The organism is Xenorhabdus bakwenae (assembly GCF_030272115.1).
In the GTDB taxonomy this organism is placed as follows: Bacteria; Pseudomonadota; Gammaproteobacteria; order Enterobacterales; family Enterobacteriaceae; genus Xenorhabdus; species Xenorhabdus bakwenae.
The window spans coordinates 880573-905634 of sequence record NZ_CP119194.1; the positions used below are offsets into that span (position 1 = coordinate 880573).

The 25062-nt window shown below is 48.6% G+C and carries 34 protein-coding genes; 31 read left to right on the forward strand and 3 right to left on the reverse strand.

Annotation, left to right across the window (positions count from 1 at the left end; genetic code table 11):
* Window positions 1-3: 3 nt before the first annotated feature.
* The 20 genes from PXH59_RS05015 (at window position 4) to PXH59_RS05110 (ending at window position 15917) form a co-directional block, all read left to right on the forward strand.
* Window positions 4-1623 (forward strand): TerL protein, encoded by a 1620-nt coding sequence (locus tag PXH59_RS05015; RefSeq protein ID WP_285810619.1) that lies wholly within the window; start codon window positions 4-6, stop codon window positions 1621-1623.
* On the forward strand, window positions 1623-3299 hold the full coding sequence (locus tag PXH59_RS05020) for a DUF1073 domain-containing protein (protein ID WP_352232116.1): 1677 nt from the start codon (window positions 1623-1625) through the stop codon (window positions 3297-3299). The genes PXH59_RS05015 and PXH59_RS05020 overlap by 1 nt, the downstream gene beginning before the upstream one ends.
* Before the next feature lie 19 nt (window positions 3300-3318).
* Window positions 3319-3912 (forward strand): phage head morphogenesis protein, encoded by a 594-nt coding sequence (locus PXH59_RS05025; protein WP_352232118.1) that lies wholly within the window; start codon window positions 3319-3321, stop codon window positions 3910-3912.
* A 142-nt stretch (window positions 3913-4054) separates the two neighbouring features.
* Window positions 4055-5293 (forward strand): DUF2213 domain-containing protein, encoded by a 1239-nt coding sequence (locus tag PXH59_RS05030; protein WP_285811639.1) that lies wholly within the window; start codon window positions 4055-4057, stop codon window positions 5291-5293.
* Complete coding sequence (locus PXH59_RS05035) at window positions 5290-5781, forward strand: structural cement protein Gp24 (protein WP_285810621.1); 492 nt, start codon at window positions 5290-5292, stop codon at window positions 5779-5781. The genes PXH59_RS05030 and PXH59_RS05035 overlap by 4 nt, the downstream gene beginning before the upstream one ends.
* An 8-nt stretch (window positions 5782-5789) precedes the next feature.
* On the forward strand, window positions 5790-6728 hold the full coding sequence (locus PXH59_RS05040; protein WP_285810622.1) for a DUF2184 domain-containing protein: 939 nt from the start codon (window positions 5790-5792) through the stop codon (window positions 6726-6728).
* Window positions 6728-7093 (forward strand): STY1053 family phage-associated protein, encoded by a 366-nt coding sequence (locus tag PXH59_RS05045; protein ID WP_285810624.1) that lies wholly within the window; start codon window positions 6728-6730, stop codon window positions 7091-7093. Before PXH59_RS05040 ends, PXH59_RS05045 begins: the two co-directional genes overlap by 1 nt.
* Entirely contained in the window at window positions 7074-7484 is a 411-nt protein-coding gene (locus PXH59_RS05050; RefSeq protein ID WP_047771319.1) for a DUF4054 domain-containing protein, read from the forward strand. The genes PXH59_RS05045 and PXH59_RS05050 overlap by 20 nt, the downstream gene beginning before the upstream one ends.
* Entirely contained in the window at window positions 7481-8026 is a 546-nt protein-coding gene (locus tag PXH59_RS05055) for a hypothetical protein (protein ID WP_047771321.1), read from the forward strand. The genes PXH59_RS05050 and PXH59_RS05055 overlap by 4 nt, the downstream gene beginning before the upstream one ends.
* 2 nt (window positions 8027-8028) lie before the next feature.
* Window positions 8029-8409: a head-tail adaptor gene (locus tag PXH59_RS05060; protein ID WP_285810626.1), complete on the forward strand. Its 381-nt coding sequence runs from the start codon at window positions 8029-8031 to the stop codon at window positions 8407-8409.
* The gene (locus PXH59_RS05065; RefSeq protein ID WP_285810627.1) at window positions 8406-8945 is read left to right on the forward strand and encodes a phage neck terminator protein; all 540 of its coding nucleotides are present in this window, start codon (window positions 8406-8408) and stop codon (window positions 8943-8945) included. Before PXH59_RS05060 ends, PXH59_RS05065 begins: the two co-directional genes overlap by 4 nt.
* Window positions 8946-8948: 3 nt before the next feature.
* Entirely contained in the window at window positions 8949-10415 is a 1467-nt protein-coding gene (locus tag PXH59_RS05070) for a DUF3383 domain-containing protein (RefSeq protein ID WP_285810628.1), read from the forward strand.
* A gap of 4 nt (window positions 10416-10419) precedes the next feature.
* On the forward strand, window positions 10420-10860 hold the full coding sequence (locus PXH59_RS05075) for a DUF3277 family protein (protein WP_285810630.1): 441 nt from the start codon (window positions 10420-10422) through the stop codon (window positions 10858-10860).
* Window positions 10861-10877: 17 nt separating this feature from the next.
* On the forward strand, window positions 10878-11285 hold the full coding sequence (locus PXH59_RS05080) for a phage tail assembly chaperone (protein WP_047771329.1): 408 nt from the start codon (window positions 10878-10880) through the stop codon (window positions 11283-11285).
* A 50-nt stretch (window positions 11286-11335) separates the two neighbouring features.
* Complete coding sequence (locus tag PXH59_RS05085; protein WP_434223343.1) at window positions 11336-11491, forward strand: DUF6889 family protein; 156 nt, start codon at window positions 11336-11338, stop codon at window positions 11489-11491.
* Window positions 11478-13820, forward strand: a complete 2343-nt coding sequence (locus tag PXH59_RS05090; protein ID WP_285810632.1) for a lytic transglycosylase catalytic — start codon at window positions 11478-11480, stop codon at window positions 13818-13820. The genes PXH59_RS05085 and PXH59_RS05090 overlap by 14 nt, the downstream gene beginning before the upstream one ends.
* Window positions 13820-14437 (forward strand): phage baseplate protein, encoded by a 618-nt coding sequence (locus PXH59_RS05095; RefSeq protein WP_285810634.1) that lies wholly within the window; start codon window positions 13820-13822, stop codon window positions 14435-14437. Before PXH59_RS05090 ends, PXH59_RS05095 begins: the two co-directional genes overlap by 1 nt.
* Window positions 14434-14736 carry a phage baseplate plug family protein gene (locus PXH59_RS05100; protein ID WP_285810636.1) on the forward strand — a complete coding sequence of 101 codons (303 nt, stop codon included), beginning with the start codon at window positions 14434-14436 and terminating at the stop codon, window positions 14734-14736. The genes PXH59_RS05095 and PXH59_RS05100 overlap by 4 nt, the downstream gene beginning before the upstream one ends.
* A 173-nt stretch (window positions 14737-14909) precedes the next feature.
* Window positions 14910-15206, forward strand: a complete 297-nt coding sequence (locus PXH59_RS05105; protein WP_053014324.1) for a superinfection immunity protein — start codon at window positions 14910-14912, stop codon at window positions 15204-15206.
* A gap of 21 nt (window positions 15207-15227) precedes the next feature.
* Window positions 15228-15917 (forward strand): lysozyme inhibitor LprI family protein, encoded by a 690-nt coding sequence (locus tag PXH59_RS05110; RefSeq protein WP_053014325.1) that lies wholly within the window; start codon window positions 15228-15230, stop codon window positions 15915-15917.
* 21 nt (window positions 15918-15938) lie between these two features.
* Here the strand turns inward: PXH59_RS05110 and PXH59_RS05115 are convergent, their stop codons facing one another.
* Window positions 15939-16304 (reverse strand): Arc family DNA-binding protein, encoded by a 366-nt coding sequence (locus PXH59_RS05115; protein ID WP_047771333.1) that lies wholly within the window; start codon window positions 16302-16304, stop codon window positions 15939-15941.
* Window positions 16305-16405: 101 nt separating this feature from the next.
* On the opposite strand from PXH59_RS05115, the gene PXH59_RS05120 reads away from it, so the two are divergent.
* The 11 genes from PXH59_RS05120 (at window position 16406) to PXH59_RS05170 (ending at window position 24442) form a co-directional block, all read left to right on the forward strand.
* A complete protein-coding gene (locus PXH59_RS05120; protein WP_285810640.1) occupies window positions 16406-16558 on the forward strand; it encodes an Arc family DNA-binding protein in 153 nt (50 codons plus the stop codon).
* 70 nt (window positions 16559-16628) lie between these two features.
* Window positions 16629-17180 (forward strand): Rha family transcriptional regulator, encoded by a 552-nt coding sequence (locus PXH59_RS20190; protein WP_434223344.1) that lies wholly within the window; start codon window positions 16629-16631, stop codon window positions 17178-17180.
* Window positions 17140-17751: a KilA-N domain-containing protein gene (locus PXH59_RS05130; RefSeq protein ID WP_285810641.1), complete on the forward strand. Its 612-nt coding sequence runs from the start codon at window positions 17140-17142 to the stop codon at window positions 17749-17751. Before PXH59_RS20190 ends, PXH59_RS05130 begins: the two co-directional genes overlap by 41 nt.
* Before the next feature lie 644 nt (window positions 17752-18395).
* Window positions 18396-18656 (forward strand): hypothetical protein, encoded by a 261-nt coding sequence (locus tag PXH59_RS05135; protein ID WP_285810642.1) that lies wholly within the window; start codon window positions 18396-18398, stop codon window positions 18654-18656.
* A gap of 104 nt (window positions 18657-18760) precedes the next feature.
* Window positions 18761-19714, forward strand: coding sequence for a phage protein (locus tag PXH59_RS05140; RefSeq protein ID WP_285810643.1), 954 nt, complete (start codon window positions 18761-18763; stop codon window positions 19712-19714).
* Window positions 19711-20466, forward strand: a complete 756-nt coding sequence (locus PXH59_RS05145) for a phage baseplate assembly protein V (RefSeq protein ID WP_285810644.1) — start codon at window positions 19711-19713, stop codon at window positions 20464-20466. The genes PXH59_RS05140 and PXH59_RS05145 overlap by 4 nt, the downstream gene beginning before the upstream one ends.
* Window positions 20466-20813, forward strand: coding sequence for a contractile injection system sheath initiator (locus tag PXH59_RS05150; protein ID WP_285810646.1), 348 nt, complete (start codon window positions 20466-20468; stop codon window positions 20811-20813). The genes PXH59_RS05145 and PXH59_RS05150 overlap by 1 nt, the downstream gene beginning before the upstream one ends.
* Before the next feature lie 159 nt (window positions 20814-20972).
* Entirely contained in the window at window positions 20973-22004 is a 1032-nt protein-coding gene (locus PXH59_RS05155; RefSeq protein ID WP_352232120.1) for a baseplate J/gp47 family protein, read from the forward strand.
* Window positions 22001-22651, forward strand: a complete 651-nt coding sequence (locus tag PXH59_RS05160; protein ID WP_285810649.1) for a DUF2612 domain-containing protein — start codon at window positions 22001-22003, stop codon at window positions 22649-22651. Before PXH59_RS05155 ends, PXH59_RS05160 begins: the two co-directional genes overlap by 4 nt.
* 7 nt (window positions 22652-22658) lie before the next feature.
* Window positions 22659-24080: a phage tail protein gene (locus PXH59_RS05165; RefSeq protein WP_285810650.1), complete on the forward strand. Its 1422-nt coding sequence runs from the start codon at window positions 22659-22661 to the stop codon at window positions 24078-24080.
* A 2-nt stretch (window positions 24081-24082) separates the two neighbouring features.
* The gene (locus PXH59_RS05170) at window positions 24083-24442 is read left to right on the forward strand and encodes a tail fiber assembly protein (protein WP_285810160.1); all 360 of its coding nucleotides are present in this window, start codon (window positions 24083-24085) and stop codon (window positions 24440-24442) included.
* Between the two features lie 26 nt (window positions 24443-24468).
* Here the strand turns inward: PXH59_RS05170 and PXH59_RS05175 are convergent, their stop codons facing one another.
* On the reverse strand, window positions 24469-24648 hold the full coding sequence (locus PXH59_RS05175; protein ID WP_285810162.1) for a hypothetical protein: 180 nt from the start codon (window positions 24646-24648) through the stop codon (window positions 24469-24471).
* On the reverse strand, window positions 24635-24988 hold the full coding sequence (locus PXH59_RS05180; RefSeq protein ID WP_285810651.1) for a hypothetical protein: 354 nt from the start codon (window positions 24986-24988) through the stop codon (window positions 24635-24637). The genes PXH59_RS05175 and PXH59_RS05180 overlap by 14 nt, the downstream gene beginning before the upstream one ends.
* Window positions 24989-25062 lie beyond the last annotated feature (74 nt).

The window sequence follows — 25062 nt, forward strand, 5'->3', positions numbered from 1 at the left end:
GCAATGCCTGTGCCGTTTCCGTTTGATTTTCGTAAACCCGATTATAACGCGATATTCGAATGGCGGATGGAGCGGTTACAACGCATTCGCCAGAACCCCACGCTATTACCTGCGATGCGGACATTTTACCGCGATAATCCAGGGCAATTTATTATTGACTGGGGCATGACGGTAGACCCCCGCAACGTTGAGCGGGGTTTACCTGCCCGTATCCCCTTTATTCTGTTCCCCCGTCAGGAGGAATGGATTGAATGGTTTATGGAATGCTGGCGTACTCAGGAGCCGGGGATCACTGAAAAAACCCGCGACATGGGGATTAGTTGGCTGACCATCGCCACGGCCAGCTCAATATGTCTGTTCAATCGGGGGGTTGCTGCGGGTTTCGGTTCTCGCAAAGAGGAATATGTCGATAAGCTGGGTTCACCCAAGTCGTTGTTTGATAAGGCACGAAATTTCATCAACTTGTTGCCCGCCGAATTCAGAGGCACGTGGGATATTCGCAAGCACGCCCCCCACATGCGTATTCTGTTCCCTGATACTGACTCAGTTATTACAGGTGAGGCAGGCGATGGCATCGGGCGGGGTGACCGTGCCAGCTTCTATTTTGTGGATGAGGCCGCGTTCCTCGAACGTCCAGCGCTGGTGGATGCGTCGTTGTCGGCCACAACCAACTGCCGACAGGATGTTTCGACACCAAACGGTATGGCGAACTCATTCGCCCAGCGCAGGCACAGTGGCAACATCAAAATTTTCACATTCCACTGGCGAGATGACCCACGGAAAGACGATGCCTGGTACAAAAAACAGGTGGAAAAACTTGACCCGGTCACGCTGGCGCAGGAGGTTGATATCAACTATCAGGCGTCGGTAGAGGGAATATTGATACCGTCTGAATGGGTGCAATCCTCCATCGATGCGCATATCAAACTCGGTATTCAACCAACAGGTATTCGCATGGGGGCGATGGACGTAGCCGACGAGGGTAAAGATAAAAACGCGTTTTCATGGCGGCACGGCGTCTTGTTGGGGGGAATCAAAGAATGGTCTGGCAAAGGCAGTGATATTTTTGGTTCCGTTGAAAATGTCTTCGGTTGGTGTGAGCAGAATAATCTAGATTCGTTTCGATTTGACTCTGACGGACTGGGCGCGGGTGTACGGGGCGATGCCCGTATTATCAACGAACAACGTAAATCCCTGCGAATGAGCGCGGTAACCGCGACACCGTTTCGGGGGAGTGGTGCCGTGTTTGATCCTGATGGCGAAGCTGTGCCGGGGGATGCATTCAGCGAACCCCGACTAAATAAAGATTTTTTCGCCAACGCGAAAGCGCAGGCATGGTGGGCGCTGCGCACCCGCTTTCAGAAAACCCACAGGGCAGTGAGTGAGGGGCGTTTTTACGATCCTGATGAGCTGATAGCTATACCTGGTGAAATGCCGCTGAAAGATAAGTTAATCATGGAATTATCACAGCCTACCTATTCAGTGAATGGTGTCGGAAAAATCGTTGTGGATAAAAAGCCGGACGGGACAAAATCCCCGAACTTAGCAGATTCCACCATGATCTTATACGCCCCGATGGATATCTCAATGGAAATCTGGGAAATATTAGGACGAGGTTCTTAATGGCGAAAAATAATCGCAAACCGCAGCTCACCGCAGACAGCTACGAGAACATGATGGCGCGTGTTGGGATGCACACACCGAACCAGCACGCGGCGTCTACGTATCGTCCAAACTGGACGAGCCGTAACCAAATGCTGATAGAAAACGCCTACCGTTCGTCCTGGATTATCGGTGCTGCGGTGGATTCGGTGGCCGACGACATGACCCGCAAGGGTTTTCGCATCACCTCAGAAATAGACCCCAAAGCGCGTGGTGTGCTGGAATCACTGTTTGATGAGCGGGAACTGTGGGAAAACCTGAACAATATCATCAAATGGTCACGGCTCTACGGCGGAGCGGTCGGATTAATTCTGATTGAGGGGCAGGCGCCATTTACGCCGCTACGCCCTGAAACTATCGGCAAAGGCAAATTCAAAGGGCTGTTGCCCCTCGACCGCTGGCAGGTTGAGCCTGATTTAAACCGCCGTATTAACGAGATAGGTAAAGATCTGGGTAAGCCCGAATTTTACCAAATCACGAATACGGGGCGTGGGATACCCGCATGGAAAATTCATCACAGCCGCTTGATTCGGTTCGATGGTGTAACCCTGCCATACCAGCAGGCGCAGACCGAAAACGAGTGGGGTATGTCGATTGTTGAACGCATTTACGACAGGCTCACGGCATTCGATAGTGCCACAACCGGTGCGGCACAGTTGGTTTATAAGGCGCATCTGAGAACTTACAGTATCGACAAACTGCGAGAAATCATTGCGATGGGCGGGGCACGATTGGACGCGTTGCTCAAACACATGGACATGATCCGTCAGTTCCAGAGTAACGAAGGCATGACACTGATGGATAAAACCGATGAGTTTGAAACGCATCAATACTCGTTCAGTGGTCTGGATAATGTGCTGGCACAATTTGCTGAACAAATATCAGGCGCGGTGGGTATTCCGTTGGTACGTTTGTTCGGGCAGTCGCCACAGGGTTTTTCTACCGGCGATGCGGATCTTGCCAACTATTACGACAATATCGGCACCCAACAGGAGCGGCGGTTACGCCAACCTATCCGCCGTTTATTGGATGTGATGCACCGCTCTGAGTTTGAGAAACCATTACCGGATGATTTTACATTCGAGTTTAATCCGCTGTGGCAAATGTCCGATCTCGACCGCTCCACAATTGCAGTGAATACCGTCAACGCCCTGAATGGCGCACTCGATGGCGGCATGATGAATTTACAGGCAGCCATGAACGATTTACGCGAAATGGCTGATGTTACGGGCATTGGTGGCTCAATAACCGATGAGGATATCAACAACGCTGATGATGGTGCACCGCCTCAACTCGATGAGCTGGACAGCACGATACTACCCAATACCCTTGTTGAAAATACGGGCAATACCGATCTGAATGGTGCTCAAATATCGAGCATGGTTGAAATTGTCAGTTCTGTAGCATCGGGGGTGCTCCCCCGTGAAACCGGAATTCAAATGCTGATATCGGCCTATCACATGGAGCAATCGGAGGCTGAACAAATCATGGGGAGTGTAGGTAATGGTTTTGTCGCGAAATCGGAAACGGAAAGTGCCGAAAATATCCAGTCAACCAGAAAAACAGTATCGAACAAGCCTACGGGCGATAGCACAGGCGGTAGGCGACATCGTAAGAAATTCCTACGATGGTTCTAATGATTCCGTCACGGAAATCATGGACGCACTGGACAGTTACAGCGAGTTAATTACGCCGTGGGCGCAGCGAGTGGCACAACGTTTTGCGTTGGATGTGAATCGCCATAACGAGAAAGAATGGCGTCAGCGTAGCCAGTTAATCAGCCAGGAACTTCGCCATTTAGTGAACAACACGCCCGTTGGGCATGTGATGCGCTCCATCGTTGATGAGCAAATTAAATACATCAAATCACTGCCTATAGCGGCGGCGGATCGGGTGTACGACATCCACAATCAGGCGATAGAGGCTGTTGTTACTGGTGGTCGGCATGAGCTGTTCGCACAGGAAATTGCCAGAACGGGCGAGGTGGCATTATCCAGAGCTAAATTCATCGCCAGAACAGAACTAGGCAGGGCACAAGTTGCGCTGACGCAGTCACGGGCACAATCTATTGGTTCAACCGGTTATATCTGGCGCACGGCTGACGATCCGGACGTTCGCTATTCTCATCAAAAAATGGAGGGGCAATTTGTTGAATGGGCTAAACCTCCGACACTGGACGGCCTGACAGGACACGCGGGCACGCTGCCTAATTGCCGTTGCTACTGCGAGGTTGTCATACCGGAGGATTGATCATGAGCGATTTTGAATTCTATAGTTGGGTAACCCCATTACTCGGGGGACTCTGGTTCATGTTACATGGTACATGGGTCGATTTTCTGTATGGGCTATCGTGTTGGAGTATTTCCGCGGTCTGGATGTGGTGGAGGATACGTTGAAATATTTTTTCACTACTCGTCTGGGTAACACTCGTTACCAACTGGCAGACGGTTCCTTATTGTGTAAGGACGTTCCCATAGCCAGAACGGGAACGCAGCTTTACGCGGATTTTGATTTGCCCGATTTAGAGCCAGACGATGATGGCGAGATTGTTGTTGAACGCTCAGCTGACGAGGTTTTCAGTGAGGCAACGCTAGCCTCGTTTGAGGGGATGACGGTCACGATACAACACCCTGAAGACGACAACGGCAATATCATGTTTGTTGACCCTGATAATTGGCGTGAACTGGCCTACGGCCATGTTCAGAATGTCAGGCGCGGCGAGGGTGAACAGTCTGATCTGATGTTGGCTGACCTCATCATCAAAGATAAGGAGGCGATGGCGGCCATTGATATGGGGCTGGATGAGGTTTCATGCGGCTATAACGCAGAGTACCGGCAAATCGCCGCAGGTAAAGCCGAACAGTATCAAATTACGGGTAATCACGTGGCGCTGGTTCAAAATGGCCGCGCCGGTACACGTTGTTCAATTGGAGATAGTATGTCTACTACATTACAAACATGGTATCAGCGCATAAAACGAGCGCACAAAACCAAAGACTCGGCGGCGATGGAAGCGGCACTAAACAGCGCCCCTGAATCGGTCACGGGTGATGAAGGCACGGGCGAAGTGCCTAAAGCGATCAATATTAATATCAGCCCGCAACACCCGCTACCCAACACCAATCCAGAGATGGGTAAGGGGAACACAGGAGATAACGATATACCCTCATGGGCGCAGGTCATTCTGTCTCGTCTAGATGCGCTGGAAGGAAAAACAGGGGATAACGGCACTGACTCTGAAAAGGATAAACCGACGGGAGACGATGACACCTCCCCTGAAGAGAAAAAGGAAAAAGAGGAAAAAATCACAGGCGATTCAGCCTATAAAGCGGAGCTAATCATACCCGGGGTTGATTTGTCTCAACCATCAAAATTGACTGCGTTCAAACGTCAGGTACTGGTCAGTGCCGATCAGGCGATGGTTCGTAATATCGTTGGCGATGCTGAAATCAGAAAATTGCCTAAACACGTCGTCGATCTGGCGTTTAATGCCGTGGCTGAACTGGCAAAAAATCGCAATGTCCAGACGCAAACAGGCGATAGTAGCACACGTAAACAATCATCTGGCAACACCATTGCCGACTTGAACAAACAAAATGCCGAATTCTGGGCGAACAGGAGTAAACAATGACAGCATATCTAAAACGTATGCCGATGGGCATTGCGGGGGCTATCTCACGTCTACAGGACATGACCGTTGAGCCGGTATTGCTGAAATCGGCAAATGCGTTTTCAGCGTATGGGCTGGTGGGTAAATACGACGGTGACTATTTCGTGCCATTGGCGGAGGGTGATACCGCAGACAAAATTCAAGGCATTTATGTTCGCCCCTACCCCACAACCAGTATGCCGGATAAGTCATACATTATCGGCACTGGCAATAACTACACTGGCGACGCTCTGAAACGCGGGTACATGACAGTGAAATTGGATGGTGACGCATCTAGCATCAAAAAAGGGGCGCTGGTCTATGCGCGAATCGGTAAACCTACCGAAAACAGCCCCTTGGGTAGCGTTCTGAATGTAGCGATAGACGGTGAGTCCGTTTTATTCCCGAACGCTCAGTTTACCGGCGCGGGCGATGCTGACGGTAATGTTGAAATTTCTTACAAAATTTGAGGGAAATTATGCTTACATTTGACCAAAAAACTATTGATGGCAGCGGTACTTTCCTGATAGGTGAGCTGGAACGACTCGATCAGACTCTCAATCTGCCTCTGACGCAATACACGTACAGCCGCGATATTCGGTTTCGCGAGGACGTGACTATTGCTGATGAAATGGCGACGTGGACAAACACGCAGTTTGCCGCCGCAGGTTCAATCAACCCGTATGGTAAAAACTGGGTAGCTGGAAACTCAACAGCGCTAGCCGGGATCAGCGTTAATATTGAACGCGACGGACACCCATTGACCCTGTGGGGAATGGAATTAGGCTGGACGATTATCGAACTGAACGCAGCACAACAGGTTGGACGCCCCATCGATTCCCAGAAACACGACGGCATGACATTGAAATGGAACATGGATACCGACGAGCAGGTTTATATGGGTGATGAGAGTCTGGGGTTACAGGGGTTGTTGAACCAGAAACGCGCCAATCTCAGCAATGCACGTAAACCGTGGGCGCAGTCCACACCGGACGAAATTCGCGAGAGTATCAACCATTTGTTGAGCGATGCGTGGGCACACTCCGCGTATACCATGGTGCCAACCGATTTGTTGATTCCACCTGAACAGTACGCGTTGCTCTCGTCGATTATTGTTTCCACGGCGGGTAACCAATCATTGCTAACGTATCTGCAAACTAACACCATTGCCTACCATCAAAACGGTACACCGTTGAATATCCGTGCGGTGAAATGGGCTAAAAATGCTGGCGTTGCGGGTAAAGATAGAGCGATTGCCTACACCAACGACAAAAAGTTCATTCGCTTCCCAATGGTGCCATTACAGAGCATTCCGATCCAGTATCGCGGACTGTACCAGATGGTGACCTATTACGGAAAATTGGGTGCGGTTGAGCTGGTCTACCGTGAAACTCTGAACTATATGGATGGTATTTAATGATGAAAATCAGGGTACATACGCCATTTCGGTTTACCCATGATAACGGTGAGTCTGAAACATTCACTGGCGGAACACATAACGTCAGTGAATCAGTAGCCCAACACTGGTTCGTGCAAGCACACGCCGAAGTTATCGATGCAGTAGAGAACACGGAACAGGTTGGTCATGAGTTGCTCATTGCTGAACTCCGGGCATCAACTACTGATTTGACCCAACAATTGGCAGAGCGAGATACCCAAATTGCTGAGTTAAAACAGCAACTGGAGGAACGTGATAACCAGATAGCCAGGCTGATTCTACACGGCGATCCGGAACCTCAGACCACCAATAGCGGGGGTAAAAATGGGGGCAACAAAAAATAGGGTTCTGCCCACCGTAGCTCAGTTCCGCCTCGATTTTCCTCAGTTCTCTGACACCGTCAAATTCCCCGATACTCGAATCCAGTTCCGGTTGAATCTGGCTGATAAACAGCTAGACGAAAACAGGTTCGGGGATATGTTCGGCTATGTGGTGGAATTGATGGTAGCCCATTACATGACACTGTGGGCGGCGGATAGTCGGTCGGTAGCAGCGGGCGGAACAGGTGGCGCTAATAGTGGCGTAGTATCCTCTAAATCGGTGGATAAAGTCAGCGTCAGTTATGACACTGGCGCGACCCTGAACCCTAACGCCGGATTCTGGAACAACACCCGCTATGGTTCTGAGTTCTACGAACTGTTGATGTCGTTTGGCGCAGGAGGTATCCAGTTATGAAAAGCGGGCTGAAAATCAGAGTTGACAGGGCTAACGCCATTTTAGACGCGCTAAAAACCATCGGCAATCGTGACGTACTGGTGGGCGTTCCCGCTGAAAACAGTAGTCGTGATGATGTGCCGTTCGGCAATGCTGGGATTGGCTATATCAACGAATTCGGTTCCCCTGCTCAGAATATTCCGCCCCGTCCGCATCTCCGCCCCGGGGTTCATTCAGTGGAAGATAAAACCACAGAACAACTGAAAATCGCGGCGGAAGCGGTACTGGACGGTAAACAGGACAAGGCGGAAAAAGCGTTGAATAAAGCGGGGATGCTGGCAGTTCAGGGCGTGCAACGTTACATGACGACGCATGATTTTGAACCACTGGCAGACCCAACCGTTGCCGCCCGCGCCAGACGAGGGCGCAAAGGGGCGAAAGCTGAGATGGAGAATCGACGGGCAGGGAATACACCCGATAATTCTAACGCCCGACCACTGATAGACACAGGTTCGTACCGTCGTTCAATCACCTATGTGGTTCGGAATAAATCGGAGAAATAACCATGCCACTATTGGATGTCACGGATGTGCTATTCGACCCTGATTTTTGCGACACATCATTGATATATCGACGCAGACAGGTTGGGGTAGATGCAGATGGGTTTCCAAAATCGACCGATACCGTCAGTCAATTCGCTGGGGTAGTGACGGTTGATCGGTCGGTAGAGGCGCAAATTCGTATGTCAGGGCAAACCGTCACGGGCAATATTTTAGTGATAACCACTGAACGTTTGATTGCGGGTGAAACAGGTCACGCGGGTGATATCGTCACCTACCAAAACCGTGAATACCTCGTCAAATCCGTTGACCCCTACACCACGTATGGGTCGGGATTTGTTCAGGCGCACTGTGAGTTGTTGCCATTTGATGGAGGTTCGCCATGAACACCTCAGAACAGGCAGGGTGGCTAACGCCGGATAATGAACACGTCTATGATGAGGCGTTGGAGCGTTTACTTAGTCAATGGTTGCGAGGTGTAACAGAACTACCGGCTCAGATGGTTCGCCCCCGATGGACGCCTGTTCCGGTTGCACAGCCGCCTGCCAGTACTGACTGGTGCGGGTTCGGTATTGTTGAGCTGCCTGCGGACGATAATCCGGCCTGCGCCGGCCAAACCGATGAGCACGGGGAACTCTGGCGCCATGAGGAATTCGAATGCGCAGCCTCGTTTTATGGCCCTCGCAGTCAGGGGTATGCCTCGCGTTTCCGCGACGGTATTACGCTGAGCCAGAACAACGCTGAACTCAACCAATTAGGGCTATCGGTAGTTAAACATTCCCGCATCACATCGTTCCCTGAACTCATTAATAACCAATGGGTACGCCGCCATGACATTACCGTCACATTGCGGCGTAAATCGGTTCGTCGATACGGCGTTAAATCGCTACTCGACGCACCAGTTAAATTCTTTGGAGATTAGCCCATGCAGGGTTTACCAATTTCAAGCATTGTTAATGTCAAGATTAACATGGCCCCCCGCGCAGCTTCAGCCAGAAATTTTGGCTCGTTGCTGGTTGTGGGTGCCAGCAACGTAATCAACACGCACGAACGGCTGCGTTATTACACGGATATTGAGGGTGTTGGTGCCGATTTTGGCATGGATACCCCTGAATATCAGGCCGCAGCGCTGTACTATTCGCAATCACCCCAACCCGTTGATTTGTATATCGGACGCTGGGCAAAAACAGCGGTATCTGCGGCTGTGCGGGGGGCCGTATTGACCAAATCAGAACAGGCTATGAGTCGATTTACCTCGATTACCGATGGCTCATTCAAACTCACTGTTGACGGTAAATCAACGGCCATTATTGGCATCGATTTTAGCAACGAGACCAATTTAAATGGCGTCGCGGAGCGGGTGTCTGAAAAATTGAAAAATGCCTCAGTTCACTGGGACAGCACATCATCCCGTTTCGCCGTGACTCTGCAAACCACGGGGAAACTAGGCTATGTCGCCCGCGCAGACAGTGGTAGCTATATCGGCGATATTCTGAAACTGGATGATATATCCGGCGCTACCGTTATTGATCCCTCCCAACCGGAGACTATCGCGGAGGCAGTCGCGGCATTGGGTGATGCATCGAGCGCATGGTACGGGCTGGTAGTTGCGGATAATTCCCTGTCTGACAGTGATGTGCTGAGTGTGGCTCGTTACATTGAATCGGCGTCTGTTTCCCGTATTTACGGGCATACGGTCACCAAAACCGATGTCCTCGATCCTGATGTAGACACTGATATCGGTTCGCAGCTCACAGGCACATTTCTGAGCCGCACGCTGTGGCAATACTCAGCACAACCCTACGCTGTGGCATCGTTATTTGGTCGTATGTTCACGGTGGATTTTCAGGGTAACCGCACCACTATCACCCTGAAATTCAAACAGGAACCTGCTATCAGTGCTGAGTTATTGACCGCTACACAGGCGAATTCACTCAAATCGAAAAACGGCAATGTTTTTGTCCATTACAACAACGACACCGCCATCGTCCAAGAGGGTGTGATGGCGAACGGGACGTTCATTGACGAACGCCACGGGCTGGATTGGCTACAAAACTATGTCCAGACCAACCTCTATAATCTGATGTATACCAGCACGACTAAAATTCCACAGACCGACGAGGGGGTGACCCAATTGTTGGCCAACGTGGAGCAATCACTGGCTCAGGGCGTCACCAATGGGTTGATAGCCCCCGGTCTCTGGGGCGGAGATTCATTCGGGGCACTGAACCGGGGCGAAATGCTGACTAAGGGGTACTATACCTATGCTCAACCAATATCAGAACAGGTTCAGGCTGTGCGCGAGAAACGGATAGCCCCGGTTATTCAGTGTGCTATCAAATTGGCAGGTGCGATCCATTTCGCTGATGTCATCATTAACGTAAACAGGTAATCACATGGCTACATACTCATTTCTGGATGTATCCGCCACGATAACGGGCATTGGGGGAATGGTCGATTTGGCTAACGGGGCGGCGACCTCGGAGGAGGGGATCGTTATCGCCATGTCAGAGGCCAAAAACACCATGACCGTAGGGGCTGACGGCGAGGTCATGCACTCACTGGCGGCGACCAAATCAGGCACCATCACAGTGACATTGCTGAAAACCTCACCTGCCAATGCCAAACTCATGTTGATGTACAACGCCCAACAATTTTCGTCAGCGACGTGGGGGAATAACGTCATTCTCGTGCGTAACAAACACTCAGGCGATATACACACGGGGCGTTCTGTCGCGTTCCAGAAAATACCGGATATTTCCAACGCCAAAATCGGCAACACAGTCAGCTGGGTTTTTGATTGCGGCAAAATCGACATGATACTCGGCACATTTTAACGAGGGTTAATAATAGTATGGAATTCGAAATTAACGGCAAAAAATACCGTGCAGGTAAACTGAATGCGTTCCAACAACAGGATCTAGCAGTCGCATTGATACCCGCCATACCGGCGTTAAAACCGATTTTTGACACGCTCAAACCTACCGTCGGTATCACACCAACACTGGGCGATATGGCCGATTTTATCACACCATTGGCAGAGGCTATTCGCTCAATGGGTAAAGAGGCGCGATACGAAATTAATGACATATGCCTGTCTGTGGTCAGTCGTGAATCAGGGGGTGCCTGGAGCGGTATTTACAGCGGTCAGCAATTGATGTTTGACGATATCAACGGATTGGATTTATTGAAAATTGTCGGGCATGTCATTAAATCGTCGCTCAGTAATTTTTTTCCCGACCTGCCAGAGAGCGACGCGTAATCCCTGGTCAGCCAAACCTAGACCTAGAAACCCTGCCTGATGGACGCGGCATGCTGATGCGTCCTGTGCGCCACGGTATGTGTAGCTATGAGTCATTAAAAAATGGCGATATCGATCTGGCCGATATCGCTCTGATGAATGACGCATTGGACGTAGACGCCGAAAACGAGGCACTAATAAAACGGTGGCATGATGAGCAACACTAATGCAGAAACAATCCGCGATTTTCTGATTTCTCTGGGTTTTGAGGTCGATGGCGCGGGTGAGAAAAAATTCAGTGCGATACTGGCAGGTGTCACCGGTAATGTCCTGAAACTCGGTGCCGCCGTGGAGAGCGCGGCGGCCTCTGTGGTTGGTTTTACGGCGATTGTGGCTAATGGTCTGGATAAATTGTACTGGCAGGCACAACGCACAGGCGGAGCCGCAGAACAGATCAAATCGCTGGGCTACGCGGTCAGTCAGGCAGGCGGCACGGTCGAGGGGCTGAACGCGTCGCTGGAGGGCGTCGCCAAGTTTTTACGCAATAACCCCGGTGGCGAGGGATTCTTGCGTAACATGGGTATCCAGACCCGTGATGCCAACGGGAACCTGCGCGATACCGCCTCATTGGTGGCGTTGATAGGTGAACGGTTGTCAGCGCTACCAACGTACCGGGCAAATCAATATGCCAGTATCCTAGGTATTGATGAAAATACCCTCATGGCGATGCGTCGGGGTGTGGGCGAATATGCCGCTGATTATCAGAAGATCATAAAAGCGCTGGACTATGACCCCGAAGTAGCAGCCAAGCACGCCAATACTTTCATGACCGAGTTCTCACGATTCGGATTGGTTATAAAGTCCGCGAAAGAAAAGGTCGGTGGTGAACTGGCACGGATATTAACACCGAGTTTAGAGAAATTCACCAAGCTGATCCTAGATAATTGGCCGACTATTGAAAAAGTCATTATGTCGGTAGTCGATGCCATCATGGCTATGGCGGATATTCTAGGCCAGTTGGTTTTTCGCGGCGCCAAAGGCATTCAAGATCTGATTGGCTGGTGGGGTAGGCTGGATGATGAAAGCAAAACGCTCATTAAAACATTCGGTTTAGTCGCGGCGGCATGGTGGGCGCTTAACAAGGGCTTCCTGACCTCACCTATCGGTATTATCATCGCCTTGCTAGCAGCAATGTTCCTGCTCTATGACGATTACCAAGGGTGGAAAGAAGATAAAAATAGTTTTATTGACTGGAGTAAGTGGGAAGGTACGCTAAAGGCACTGGGGAAAAAGCTCGAGTCCTTTAAAGAAACGCTATTAGGGATTAAAGATGCTGTCGGCGGTTGGGAAAATATTTTCTGGGGATTTGCCTTGTTTCTTGGTGGCAAGTGGTTAACCAGCGTACTAGGGTCATTAACTAAGTTATCCACGCAGTTAGGTAAAGGTAACTTAGTTAAAATATTACGAGCTGCGGGATGGCTGGCGTATGCAGAATATTTATATTCTGATTGGGACAACATAAAAGCCAGCGCGGAATCTTCATGGAACTCTAACGTTAAAGATGTAAAACACCTTATAGGTAACGCGGGGCAGGCTTTGGGCGTAGAAAATACATGGGGTAGTCAACACCAGGGCTATCATTTCACAGAAACCACAATAGATATACCAACAGGCGATCCATACCTTGATCAGCTTCAGCGTAAAGTTCAGCGTAAAGAACTGACGCTAGAGGAAGCCAACAAAATTCTTGACGAAAAATTTGCTCCAAATAAAAACGGTGGAAAAGCACAGGAAGCACTAACACGAGGTGAACGCAACAATAACCCGCTGAATATAGAATTTGCTAAACAACGGGGCGCAGTGAAAGAAGATCACCCTCAAAAACGCTTTGCTAAATTCAGCACGCCTTACGTAGGTTTAGAGCGCACCGCTTGGCAATTACGCCGTTATTTCAATGGACTGACAGATGACGTTAAACGCCAATCCGTCGATTTAATTGTACGAAAATGGGCACCCCCGGGTGGAAAAGATAAGAACCACACAGAGGATTATATTGATAGAGTGGCGCAACTGCTGGGTGTAGGCAGGCATGATCGCCTAGATTTAAATAACGACGATGTTATGTTCGCGTTGATGAACGCCATGAGTCGGGTAGAAATAGAAAAACCGCTTCCGTATCCCAAGCCTCTTGTCATGGCTGCAATCCAGGGACAGGGCGACCCGACACCAGCGCTGGCTAAAAACCTGAACTTTGGACTACGGGCACTTGAGAACTCAATGGCGAATATCAGCAGTATTATAGGTCCTGTTGACCCGAAAAAGTTCGATAATACAATGGCGAATGCCAATAACATGATGAGCTATAGGAGTAATCCCCCTGAGCTAACAAGGTTGGCATCCTCTAATACCACCCATAGGCAGACCACAGTTGCACCGGTATATAACATTAATGTCACGGGCGTTGAATCCCCGCACGAAGCAGCCGCACTTACTGGCGAAACAGTGCAGCGCAACACGGCGATATTGGTACGTAATCTACAAACTAAGGTGAGTTAATGGACATTTTATCAACGTTACTCTTTCAGAATACGCGAAAAATAGGGCTGATAGTGCCGAGTGTAGTGATATCGGAAAAACACTACGACACCTCAGAGATTACTGAGCATCCGGTACAGCATGGTGCAGCTATCAGCGATCATGCTTACGATAAGCCGTCAGAAGTGACAATGGAAATTGGCTTTGCTGGTGGTGGTGGTTCATTGATTGACGGCTTTGATATGCCAACGAAGGTGTTTGACTTTGACACCGAAGAAGTCTTGGGCAAAAGCCCTAAAGAGATATACCAACAATTGCTCGAACTCAGAGCTTCTAAGGAGCCATTCGACGTCATCACGGGCAAACGTCGGTACAGAAATATGCTGATCAGGGCAATCGAGGTTAAGACCGACAAGACCTCTGAGAACGTGCTTATGGTCACGTTGACCTTGCGTGAGGTGATTATTGTCGATATCGCAACGGTCGAGGGTGTGAAAGTCCCGCCACCTGAGCGAATGAAAGACCCGCTTAGTAACGGACCTGTTGTGGATAGGGGGACGGTGACGCCAGTAGTGCCCAAAAACAACGACACGTTGCTAAACCAAGCGATAAACGGGATTAAGGACTTGTTGTCATGAACATAGTTGAGATCCCTGTATTAAATGGAAACCAATTATTTGATATTCAGCTAGGCGGCATAGAATATCGCATGAGAATACAGTACAGGGGAATTGCGGGCTGGATACTAGATATTATGCGCCCGAATGGCGAGCCGATAGTGATGGGTATACCATTAGTTTTTGGCGTAGATATTTTGGAGCGGTATAGGTATCTAGGTTTTAACGGTAATTTGATTTTTATGAATCATAATCCAAAAAATGAGACAAACGGGGAAGAGTTAGGTAGCAGTAACAGGCTATACTTTATCAAAATTTGATGCTTATGGCACCGGAGGCTCCTATGCTAAGTGAGTATATTTTACCCTTGCCCTAGTCGCATCCTTAGCGTGTGTCGGATTTAACATTTATATCTATATAAAAATAAAAAAAACTGGTTACTAATCAGTTGGTTTTCTTCATAACAAGTGGAAATTAACTTGAGGAGGTATTAATGGAAGGCTTTATAGGCTTACTTCTGGCAATTGCTGCACTCTTTGTCTATTTCTTTCCGACCTATGTAGCCTCTAGAAAGATACATAGTAAGATCTATATCATTGCTTTTATAAATCTCATCGTGGGATGGACAGTTATTGGATGGCTAGGATGTTTGGCGTGGGCAATGAATGAAAATAAGGGAGTAGCTCCGGTTATGGCTAAGATCGATGAGGATTTAACAAACTGCCCATACTGCGATGAATTAATCAAAAAGAAAGCCATATTCTGTAAGCATTGCCGTAAAGACCTATAGCTTATTACCAACGGAGTTATGATGTTAAAGAAAATAGCCGTCGCACTATCTCTGGTAGCTACTACTGCAACCTCTACTAGTTTCGATTGCACCAAAGCAACGAGTAAGGCCGAAAAACTAATATGTTCCACACCAGCTCTATCTCAGGCTGACGATACGCTTTATGTTGATTATCTTCAAGCTAAAGTTGTTACGGGTAATAGTAATGACTTTAAAAAGTTAGTTAAGCAAAACTGGAAACTGCGCGAGAAGAATTGTGAAACAGAAGAATGTTTGCTTGGTTGGTATAAACGGTCTACCGAATTATATAGACAGATCGCAGCTATTAGACCAAAACAAAATGTACAAGCAGAGCAACAAGCACAGCCCGAACGTAAAGCACCTGAGCGAAGCAAATCTGTACGGCAGACCATAGATGATTTCTTTGATGATAATCCGGAACTATCTGAAAATATATACCTCAGAAAAGCCATAAAAGATGCAGTATCTGGGGAATCTTTCTCTGATACATTCTCTAATGCTCTTACCTCAAAACAGGAAGGGGTAAGTATGCTCAGAGCTATGAAAGATAATGTAACGGAAAATGGGTATAACTACGCAAGATTGGCAGTTAGGTCATTACAAGATAGTTGTAACATAGGTATGGGAAGTGTATTTGGTCTTCGAGGTACTGAGTGTCAAATACTAAGTAGATACCGAGATACGTATTAGTCTAAAAGGTAATACGCCCCATCACGGGGCTTTTTTTCTATCGGGGAGGGGGGTTAATTCATCCATGTCAACACCTAATTTCTCAAGTCTAGCGGTTAAATCTTCCAGATACCCCATGATCTCAGTTCTAAGCTCCTCGTTTAGTTTCATCGCATTTTTAACATTCTGAGATTCTTTAGGGGTAGATGTGTTTTCGTCTATGTTTTCTAATTTTTGATGCTCATTAACTAGATTGGGCATGCTGTGGTCTTGTGCCGCTAAAGCGAACTCTATAAGAGTAATAGCCTCTGCATTCGCTGTTCTGTTATTTGCTTTAGCTGATGCCTCTATTCTGTCCTTTAGATCTCTAGTCATTCGTATGTTCAGTTGAACGTCTTTTTTAGTCATGTTGGTAGCCCTAAAATGAAACTATTGACATGTTAGCATTTGATAGCTAGACTTGGCAAATGGTAGCAAATGATATCATTTGATAGCATAAGAGAGGAAACATGCAAAAAGAAACCGTTAAGCAAAAAAATATACGTCTGCCCGAAGAGTTATTCTGGAAGATAAAAGATGCAGCATTGAAAAATCGCAGGGCTGAATATCAGGAAATAATTATTCGTTTGGAGAGGTCATTTGATGAAACAAGTGAACAATAAAAGCAAAACCCCAACGGCTGCAACCATCGGGGCTTCAAGAACAACGTTAAATTTAACAGGAAATAACGCTATGAACATTTTAGCACCTACAACACAAGCTGTCACCATGTCAAGCCGTGAGATTTCTGACTTAGTTGAATCACGCCATGATAGCGTAAAAAGAACTATCGAAAGGTTAGCAAAACGTGGTGTTATCCAACTTCCACCAATGGTGGAAGTTAATAATAATCAATCAGATAGCCCGAATGCGCGCAGTAATGTTTATGTTTTCTCAGGCGAAAAAGGCAAGCGCGATAGCATCGTTGTAGTTGCTCAATTGTCGCCTGAATTTACTGCACGTTTAGTTGACCGTTGGCAGGAGCTGGAGAATGAACTGGCAAAACCACAAGCACCTCAACCTGCTGTTAGCAACATCATACTTATCACAGATGCACTAGGGCGGATTAACCTGAATATGTTGCAGCGGTCGAGCGGTATTGACCTCAACTTTAAAAGACCGTATCAGTGGGTGCGCAGTAAACAAGCTCAAGAATTGATTGCAGAGCTAACGCCAAATCTGTCGGTAGGCCAAGGCGATCACCATGGTACGAGGCGGAGCAATTCAGGGAACTTTTGCGCATGAACTCTTAGCCGTTGCCTATGCAGGTTATATAAGCTCTGAGTTTCAAACGCAAGTCACGAAAGCACTTACTGATAAGCAGTTACGTAGCAAAAAAAGTATTGAGGTTAACCACTCGGAATGTAACGTGGCAGTATCATTCAATAGAAGTCTGCCTAAGGGGGTTTACCTGCAAAACAGCAAGGTCAACCCGTACCGGGCGATGGTTTGGGTGAATTCCAAGCAAATTTCTGTTGGTTGCTACCCCACAGTTGAAGCCGCTGTCGATGCACAGAACCGATTTTTCGATACGGATAACATCGAACACACCAATAACCAGCCATCGAAACCCATTAACTTTAACTTTAGCCGAGACGGCCAGTACTTAGTTACGGTCACGAACGGGAAAGTTTCGAAATATAAAATCATGGATGATAAAACGCTGGTAAATGCAGAGTCTTATTGGAGGCTCCGCAAAGACCTTAACGTCACCCGTGACATGCTCACTGAGCTACTTAATAGGATGCGATTCATCCATGAGGATAAGTGCATTACCGGTTTTGATTACCCCATTAACGAAATAGTTTTACGCTAAGTAACATGTTCCCCGCGCACGCGGGGATAAACCGGCGAGGGAAGAAGGTTTGTCTATTAACGCGGCATGTTCCCCGCGCACGCGGGGATAAACCGGTATCAGCTATTCGGAACAAGTTCTTTCGGAGCTTAAAAACCGTATGAGATTTGTTCACGATGAACGCAGTATAGCCAGTATCGACTACCCTATAAATGAAGTGCTTTCACGCTAAGTAGTAATATGTTCCCCGCGTACGCGGGGATAAACCGCATCCTGAGTACGATCAATGAGGCAACTGGAGATGTTCCCCGCGTACGCGGGGATAAACCGCCCCTTAACTTTAGCCGGGACGGACAATACTTATGTTCCCCGCATCTGCGGGGCTTTTTTTTGTACGCCGGATAAGGAGATCGGTATTTGATCTATAAAAAAGAATTGACCAATTTAACAGTGGTTGCCGACGTTAACAATAGGTTTTTACCTGTATTTGGTGTAGAAATAGTTTAATATTCGAAGCGTATCGCAATTTAAAATTAACTTTCTTTACAATACGTTACAATTTCATATTAAATAGTACCGCTCTACAACGGCGAAGCCCTGACTGTCTGGCAGGACGTCAGGGCTTCTTGTGAAATAGTCTAATACCCAATTCGAGGAACATAGACATGACGATTATAGCAGTTAACGAAACACGTAACGCAACAACAAATGCTCAATTTTATGACGATACGCAAACTATCGCCAGCGATAGTGTTCTGCCCGAGGGTAAAGTTTTAGTCGATGCCGAGGCGTATTGGAGACTCCGCAAGGATCTAAAAGCGGTGGAGAAAATCGTTGCGGAGCTGCTTAATCGGATGCGTTTCATCCACGATGGAAACAGCATAGCTGAACACGACTACCCCATACACGAGGTATTTTTACGGTAAGGGTGAGTCTAAGTTATTGATAATTTCGGAATCCACCAATGGTGGAAGCCGGATAACGCAACCCGCTCAAAAGGCGGGTTTTTTCTTTTATACGGAGTCACGCTATGTCAAAACAATGGCTACGTGAATGCAAGCTGATTGTGGCAGATGAACAGGGTAACGGCCTCGACCTCTCTGAGCTGAAAATCAAATTCAGCATTACCCGTCCTAGTTTCGCTTGGCCTGCCACGGGCATTTTCAAAATCTATAACCTGAACGATGAGACACGCAATAGGATACGCAAGCACGAGTACAAAATCGTAAAATTCTCAGCGGGATACCGTGGTAACTCAGGACAGATATTCTCCGGTCAGATCCAATACACCTACACGGGGAGGGACAGCCCCACTGATACCTATGTCGTGATACAGGCAGGCGATGGTGACCGGGCGTACAATAATGCGACAATCAGTATCACCATATCGGCGGGGTACACACAGGAGGATGTAGACCGGGTACTCATGCGGGATATTGAGCAATACGGAGTTCTCGCCGGTTTGCGTCCTGAATTTAAACAGAATATTGCCCCTCGCGGTAAAGTATGTTTTGGTATGCACCGCGATGAACTCAGCAATCTGGCAAAACAAAACAATGCTGAATGGCGCTACGAGGACGGGCAATGTCACATTATCCCGAAACGTACCTATCTCACGGAGGCTGTGGTACTGACCTATCAAACCGGGCTGATTGGAATGCCGGAACAAACGATTGGCGGCGGGATCAACGTTAAGTGCCTCATCAATCCCAAGATTCGCCCCGGAACATTAATCCGGCTGGATAATGAGTCTATCAATATGGCGGGGTTATCTACGGGTGGGATTGCGCAGGGCAATAGCACTAACGGTTCCACGGAACAACCCGCTCCGATTGATGCTGACGGCGACTACGTTGTTATCAACGTCAGTTATTTCGGGGATACGCGCGAGACCATGTACTACATGGAAATGGTTTGCGTAGCGAAATCCGACCAAACAATACTCAACCAATCCGCAGTACAAGCAGACGTGAGGCAAGCATGATTACTAATACCGAACGGATCAACCAGCCTGAAACACCGTTCCTGCTAATGCAGGAGGCGATTAGTTCAGGCCTGTATGTGGCAATACCTGGCATTATCCAGTCATTTAACGCCGATGCGGTGACCGTGACGGCACAACCCGCGATACGTTGGTCAGTCACGGACAGTGACGGCAAAACGGAGTCAGTGGCGCTCCCGTTGCTGGTGGACGTGCCCGTTATTTTTCCTCGCGGCGGCGGCGTAACTCTGACGTTCCCCGTTAAATCGGGGGATGAGTGCCTGGTTATTTTTTCTGACCGTTGCATTGATTACTGGTGGCAGAACGGCGGCATTCAGGAACCCGTAGACCCGCGTCAGCACAATCTGTCTGACGGGTTCGCCATTGTTGGCCCTCAGTCACAGGCGCGAAAAATAGGTAATATTAGCACCAGCACAGCACAACTGCGCACAGATGACGGCGCAGCGTACATTGAACTGTCACCCGGTAACCATAACATCACGGTTAAAACCCCCGGTAAATTAACTGCAACGGCTAACAGCGGCACCGAGATCAATTCACCTGAGATTGTGCTCAACGGCAACGTGACGATTAACGGTAACCTGTCACAGGGGATGGGCGCGGATGGTGGGGCGGCCACGATGAATGGCCCTGTTACCGTGAAAAATGATGTAACTGCGGGGGGTATCAGTTTGATGAAACATCGACATGGTGGTGTTCAATCAGGTGGCGGAACAACCGGAGGGCCTCAATAATGCGATACCGACGAGAGGATAGTAACGGCGATTACAGTTTCGGACAGGGTGACAACACCTGCTGGATCAATTCGCCTGACGCAGTCGCACAGGCAGTTAAAACACGGCTCAATTTATGGCGCGGGGACTGGTTCCTAGACATAGCGGAGGGCACCCCCTACCGCGAGGCGGTATTAGAGAAAAACTATGCTAGTGCAATGGCCATTCGTGAGCGCATTCTCGGCACTGAGGGCGTGACTGAGATAGTTTCACTCGATGCCAGTCGTAATCCCGATACCCGAAAAATTACCCTCACTGCCACTATCAACACCCGCTACGGCAGAGCCACAGTAACCAGCGAAAGATAAATTATGCTCAATCTAGAATCATTAGGGCTTGCGGCCAAAATTACCGCGAGCGGCATTACCGCGCCTGATTACCCGACCATATTTGCCCGGCTCAAAGGTTATTTTCGCCAGATTTACGGCGAGGACGCCTACCTCGAGCCGGACAGCAAAGACGGGCAGATGATCGCTATTTACGCGCAGGCATACCACGATGCGAACAACGCTGTTATTGCTGCGTTTAACTCCTATAGCCCGTCAACGGCGATGGGTGCGGCATTGTCCAATAACATAGCAATCAACGGTATGACACGTCACAGTTCAACGAAATCCACCTGTGACGTGGAGATCATTGGTCAGGTCGGTACTATGATCAAAAACGGCACTGTGCGCGATGTACAGGGCTATTCATGGAACTTGCCTGATACTGTCGCCATTGGCACTCACGGAACCGTAACAGTGACGGCAACGTGCCAGACAATCGGAGCGGTTACCGCTGCGGTGGGTGATATTGCTGAAATCGGTACACCAACACGCGGCTGGCAGAGCGTCAAAAACCTCTCAGTCGCGACTCCGGGGCGAGCCGTAGAAACAGATGCCGATGTCCGGGTGCGCCAACGTAACTCTGTTGCTCTACCCTCCAGAACCGTACTCGATGGCATGCTGGGTGCTATTAGTTTGATACACGGTGTTTCTCGTCTGCGGGGATTTGAAAACGATACCGGTGAAAACAACGAGCACGGCATATCGGCGCATTCCATCGCGGTGATCGTTGATGGGGGTGACGCTATGGAAATAGCCAGAGCCATTGCATTGAAAAAAACACCGGGCGGGGGAACCTATGGCGACACCGTCATCAAAATTACCGACTGCTACGACATTGTACGCCCTATACGGTTCTCTCGCCCGGTAGATATAGAGACGTTTATTGAAATCCACCTGATCCCGTTTGAGGGCTATACAACTGCGGTAGGTAACAAAATCAAAACCGCGATAGCGGACTACATCAATTCGCTGCGTATTGGTGACAGTGTTTATCTCACCAAAATTTTTGTACCAGTGAACCTGCCAGGTGACGAGGAGGGGAAAACCTACGACATTACCGAAATCAAAATAGGGCGATCGTTTAAATCGGCAATATCTGGCAATTTAAAAATTCGATTCAACGAGGCAGCAACCTGTAAACCGGACAATATAAAACTGGTGGTGACATGAGCGACTATCTAAAACTCATTACCCCTCAGCACCGTGATTCACCTAAATTTGTCGCCCATATCGATCTCGTCACCCGAATATTTTCAGACATTACCCAAACAGCTCGACAACTCAATGCAGCCTACTCACTGGACAACGCAGTAGGCGAGCAGCTTGACGCAACGGGGGAATGGATAGGGTTATCGCGATACGTGCGTACACCTATTGTTGGCGTGTATTTTTCGCTCGATACCGCAGAATTGGGCTTTGATCACGGTAGTTGGCAGCGACGGTACGACAGTGAGAGCGGATTTACTGAGCTGGACGATGAAACGTACCGTACGTTGCTGCGGGTGAAAATCGCGGCCAATCACTGGGATGGTTCGGGTGAAATGCTGGAACGGATCTACCAGCGGATATTACCGGATGGGGAATCGCGAATATTTTTCATGGATAACCAGGACATGTCGATGGACGTATTTCTAACCGGAGGTGCAATACCAGAGGTCATCAAATCGGTTATTCGTCAGGGTTATCTGAACATTAAACCAGAGGCAGTGCGGGTTAATAATTATATTAACTCAGCGTCCGGCGGGCTATTTGGTTTTGATATTAACAATGATTATGTCGCGGGTTTTGATACTGGCGGCTGGGCTGTGAAATTGTGAGGTAAGTATGGCAAAAAATGAGTTTCTACCGTTCGGACTCGCGGACGGATCGAACGTATTATCGAACGAGGAATATGGGAAACTGGCCGCACGAACTAATGGGTTTAGCTCCGGTGTGGCTAAATCACAGGAGTTAAACAAAGTTTGGCGTCAGGCGTCAGTAATTACAACTGTGGTAGCACAGTTTATTGCTGAAACGACGGGTAGTGACGTTTTAGATGATGGTAATTTGGTAACGTTGCAAAACGGATTACTCAACGCATTACGGGCTACGGTTGATTCTACTGTACCCGCCGCGTCATTGACGACTGCGGGTATCACCAAATTGAGCAATGCTATTGATAGTAATGCTGAAAATATGGCAACGACGCCTAGAGCGGTAAAAACTGTTGCCGATACTCGCCTCGAAAAATCCAAGAACGGCGCAGACATTCCCAACAAACCGGAGTTTGTGAAAAACCTCGGTTTGACGAAAACAATGGAATGGGCAGAGGATGCCTACCCTAAAACAGGCGGTGTGGTTGACGGCTCCGTCTCTGCTGAGGGTGAAATCACGGGAAACAATATCGTCCGTGCCCGCAGTAATCTATCAACGGTCGAGATTAATGCGTCTGAGTCTAGTCCTAAATTGACTAGCCGTCAGGGTAATGGTGACTGGAATAGCGCTTATATTCCGCAAAAAAACGGAACCATCGCATTTTTGGACGATATCCCAGCACCTATAACACCCACTACAATTGCCCAATCCACAGGCCAATCGACAACCAGTATTATGAGTCAGCAGGCAACAACTCGGGCATTGGAGACGAAATTTAGCAAATCTGGCGGTAATATTGATGGTTCTGTTTCTGTTGCGGGTGAAATCACGGGAAACAATATCGTCCGTGCCCGCAGTAATCTATCAACGGTCGAGATTAATGCGTCTGATCCCCAACCGCAGCTAACCAGTCGCATTGGAAATAACGCGTGGTTTAACGCCCGTATTCCACAAAAAAACGGCACACTGGCCTGTTTGGATGATATACCCGCGCCAACCCGTATCGCGCAGTCAACTGGCACGGCAACAGATGTGGTAATGAGCCAGAAATCGGTCACCGATGCCATTTCTGCTCACGGGGTCGGGTATGCCCAGTCGTGGGTTCATGTGACAACGAGCCGGGTGATTGGCGCCTGGTATGTCAATGACACAAACAGGCCCATATTTGTTGTCATAGCGGTATCCCGCGACACTCGCGAGGGAACAGAGCAGTCAGCCGCGAATATTTCGTTTAAACAGGGCGGGGACGTTATACATATTCCCCTGGTTAGGGGGGCCAATAGTGGGGGCGCCCAGCGTGGGACAGGCAGTGCAATCATACCTGTCGGTGCTGCCTATTCAGTGACGACGGAATTTGATAATAAAATTACGAATTGGTGGGAGTTACGATAACAATGACAATGATGAAATATTTCAAATCACTGGATAATCAGGTATATGGATATACTGCCGACGGGTCGCAGGACGCGTGGATTAGACCAGATTTAATCCCAATTACTGAAGCTGAGGCCATAGCCATCGGCACGCCGCCGCCAACGCCGGAACAACTACAGCAGCGTGCGGCGTATGAGAAACGCGGCCTGTTGAGAACGGCAACCGAAAAAATTGCGATTTGGCAGGATGCGATTGACCTCGATATGGCCACCGACGCCGAAAAATCCGCATTAACCGAATGGCGTAAATACCGGGTGCTGCTCAATCGGGTGGATTGCTCTACCGCCCCCGATATCCAATGGCCTGAGCAGCCGGAGTGATTAAAGGGGCTACGTGCCCCTGATTGTTATTCAGTTGGTGCATCAATCAAAATAGGCTCACCTACCTCATTAACTGATAATATTTTCCCCTGCGGTATTTCCCGTTCGCGGAAAAACCAGCAATCATCGGGTAATTCAATCGCCCCTGTTGTGTCGTGAATGGCCGGTAACACCTCAGTCATCGTGTTTGGATTAAATAGGCGCATAGTATAATCTCCATGAAAATCCGTTAGTGGACGTAAACCCACTCACCATTAGGCAGCGAGCCTGAAATCCTGTGCGGGTTAATGTTGAATCAATAATCATTGATGTGTGAGCTGTGTTTGCTGTTCCTGTGTCACTCGCTAAACGTTCTGCAATGCTAATAAAATATGAGACCCCGGGTAGCTCAATTGGGAAATACATAGTAGCGAGGCCATTTACTGGTGAACCCAGTCCAAACAGTTCAATCGCACCATCTGACCACCTCACCCACGCACCATTAGCATTGCGCCCGCGCTCAACCACAAATTTCGCATTTTTCGCCAGCTCCACTGTTTCCGCCAAACCGAGGTTTTCTAGAATTACGCACTGGGTTGATTTGGGCAGTAGAGACGGGTAATTGACTATTGAACGGGTTG

Bases quoted from the DNA above. Each gene is read 5' to 3' on its own strand.
- PXH59_RS05015 (WP_285810619.1), top strand. From the start codon at position 4: ATGCCTGTGCCGTTTCCGTTTGATTTTCGTAAACCCGATTATAACGCG.
- PXH59_RS05020 (WP_352232116.1), top strand. From the start codon at position 1,623: ATGGCGAAAAATAATCGCAAACCGCAGCTCACCGCAGACAGCTACGAG.
- PXH59_RS05025 (WP_352232118.1), top strand. From the start codon at position 3,319: ATGGACGCACTGGACAGTTACAGCGAGTTAATTACGCCGTGGGCGCAG.
- PXH59_RS05035 (WP_285810621.1), top strand. From the start codon at position 5,290: ATGACAGCATATCTAAAACGTATGCCGATGGGCATTGCGGGGGCTATC.
- PXH59_RS05040 (WP_285810622.1), top strand. From the start codon at position 5,790: ATGCTTACATTTGACCAAAAAACTATTGATGGCAGCGGTACTTTCCTG.
- PXH59_RS05045 (WP_285810624.1), top strand. From the start codon at position 6,728: ATGATGAAAATCAGGGTACATACGCCATTTCGGTTTACCCATGATAAC.
- PXH59_RS05050 (WP_047771319.1), top strand. From the start codon at position 7,074: ATGGGGGCAACAAAAAATAGGGTTCTGCCCACCGTAGCTCAGTTCCGC.
- PXH59_RS05055 (WP_047771321.1), top strand. From the start codon at position 7,481: ATGAAAAGCGGGCTGAAAATCAGAGTTGACAGGGCTAACGCCATTTTA.
- PXH59_RS05060 (WP_285810626.1), top strand. From the start codon at position 8,029: ATGCCACTATTGGATGTCACGGATGTGCTATTCGACCCTGATTTTTGC.
- PXH59_RS05065 (WP_285810627.1), top strand. From the start codon at position 8,406: ATGAACACCTCAGAACAGGCAGGGTGGCTAACGCCGGATAATGAACAC.
- PXH59_RS05070 (WP_285810628.1), top strand. From the start codon at position 8,949: ATGCAGGGTTTACCAATTTCAAGCATTGTTAATGTCAAGATTAACATG.
- PXH59_RS05075 (WP_285810630.1), top strand. From the start codon at position 10,420: ATGGCTACATACTCATTTCTGGATGTATCCGCCACGATAACGGGCATT.
- PXH59_RS05080 (WP_047771329.1), top strand. From the start codon at position 10,878: ATGGAATTCGAAATTAACGGCAAAAAATACCGTGCAGGTAAACTGAAT.
- PXH59_RS05085 (WP_434223343.1), top strand. From the start codon at position 11,336: ATGCTGATGCGTCCTGTGCGCCACGGTATGTGTAGCTATGAGTCATTA.
- PXH59_RS05090 (WP_285810632.1), top strand. From the start codon at position 11,478: ATGAGCAACACTAATGCAGAAACAATCCGCGATTTTCTGATTTCTCTG.
- PXH59_RS05095 (WP_285810634.1), top strand. From the start codon at position 13,820: ATGGACATTTTATCAACGTTACTCTTTCAGAATACGCGAAAAATAGGG.
- PXH59_RS05100 (WP_285810636.1), top strand. From the start codon at position 14,434: ATGAACATAGTTGAGATCCCTGTATTAAATGGAAACCAATTATTTGAT.
- PXH59_RS05105 (WP_053014324.1), top strand. From the start codon at position 14,910: ATGGAAGGCTTTATAGGCTTACTTCTGGCAATTGCTGCACTCTTTGTC.
- PXH59_RS05110 (WP_053014325.1), top strand. From the start codon at position 15,228: ATGTTAAAGAAAATAGCCGTCGCACTATCTCTGGTAGCTACTACTGCA.
- PXH59_RS05115 (WP_047771333.1), bottom strand. From the start codon at position 16,304: ATGACTAAAAAAGACGTTCAACTGAACATACGAATGACTAGAGATCTA.
- PXH59_RS05120 (WP_285810640.1), top strand. From the start codon at position 16,406: ATGCAAAAAGAAACCGTTAAGCAAAAAAATATACGTCTGCCCGAAGAG.
- PXH59_RS20190 (WP_434223344.1), top strand. From the start codon at position 16,629: ATGAACATTTTAGCACCTACAACACAAGCTGTCACCATGTCAAGCCGT.
- PXH59_RS05130 (WP_285810641.1), top strand. From the start codon at position 17,140: ATGGTACGAGGCGGAGCAATTCAGGGAACTTTTGCGCATGAACTCTTA.
- PXH59_RS05135 (WP_285810642.1), top strand. From the start codon at position 18,396: ATGACGATTATAGCAGTTAACGAAACACGTAACGCAACAACAAATGCT.
- PXH59_RS05140 (WP_285810643.1), top strand. From the start codon at position 18,761: ATGTCAAAACAATGGCTACGTGAATGCAAGCTGATTGTGGCAGATGAA.
- PXH59_RS05145 (WP_285810644.1), top strand. From the start codon at position 19,711: ATGATTACTAATACCGAACGGATCAACCAGCCTGAAACACCGTTCCTG.
- PXH59_RS05150 (WP_285810646.1), top strand. From the start codon at position 20,466: ATGCGATACCGACGAGAGGATAGTAACGGCGATTACAGTTTCGGACAG.
- PXH59_RS05155 (WP_352232120.1), top strand. From the start codon at position 20,973: ATGATCGCTATTTACGCGCAGGCATACCACGATGCGAACAACGCTGTT.
- PXH59_RS05160 (WP_285810649.1), top strand. From the start codon at position 22,001: ATGAGCGACTATCTAAAACTCATTACCCCTCAGCACCGTGATTCACCT.
- PXH59_RS05165 (WP_285810650.1), top strand. From the start codon at position 22,659: ATGGCAAAAAATGAGTTTCTACCGTTCGGACTCGCGGACGGATCGAAC.
- PXH59_RS05170 (WP_285810160.1), top strand. From the start codon at position 24,083: ATGACAATGATGAAATATTTCAAATCACTGGATAATCAGGTATATGGA.
- PXH59_RS05175 (WP_285810162.1), bottom strand. From the start codon at position 24,648: ATGCGCCTATTTAATCCAAACACGATGACTGAGGTGTTACCGGCCATT.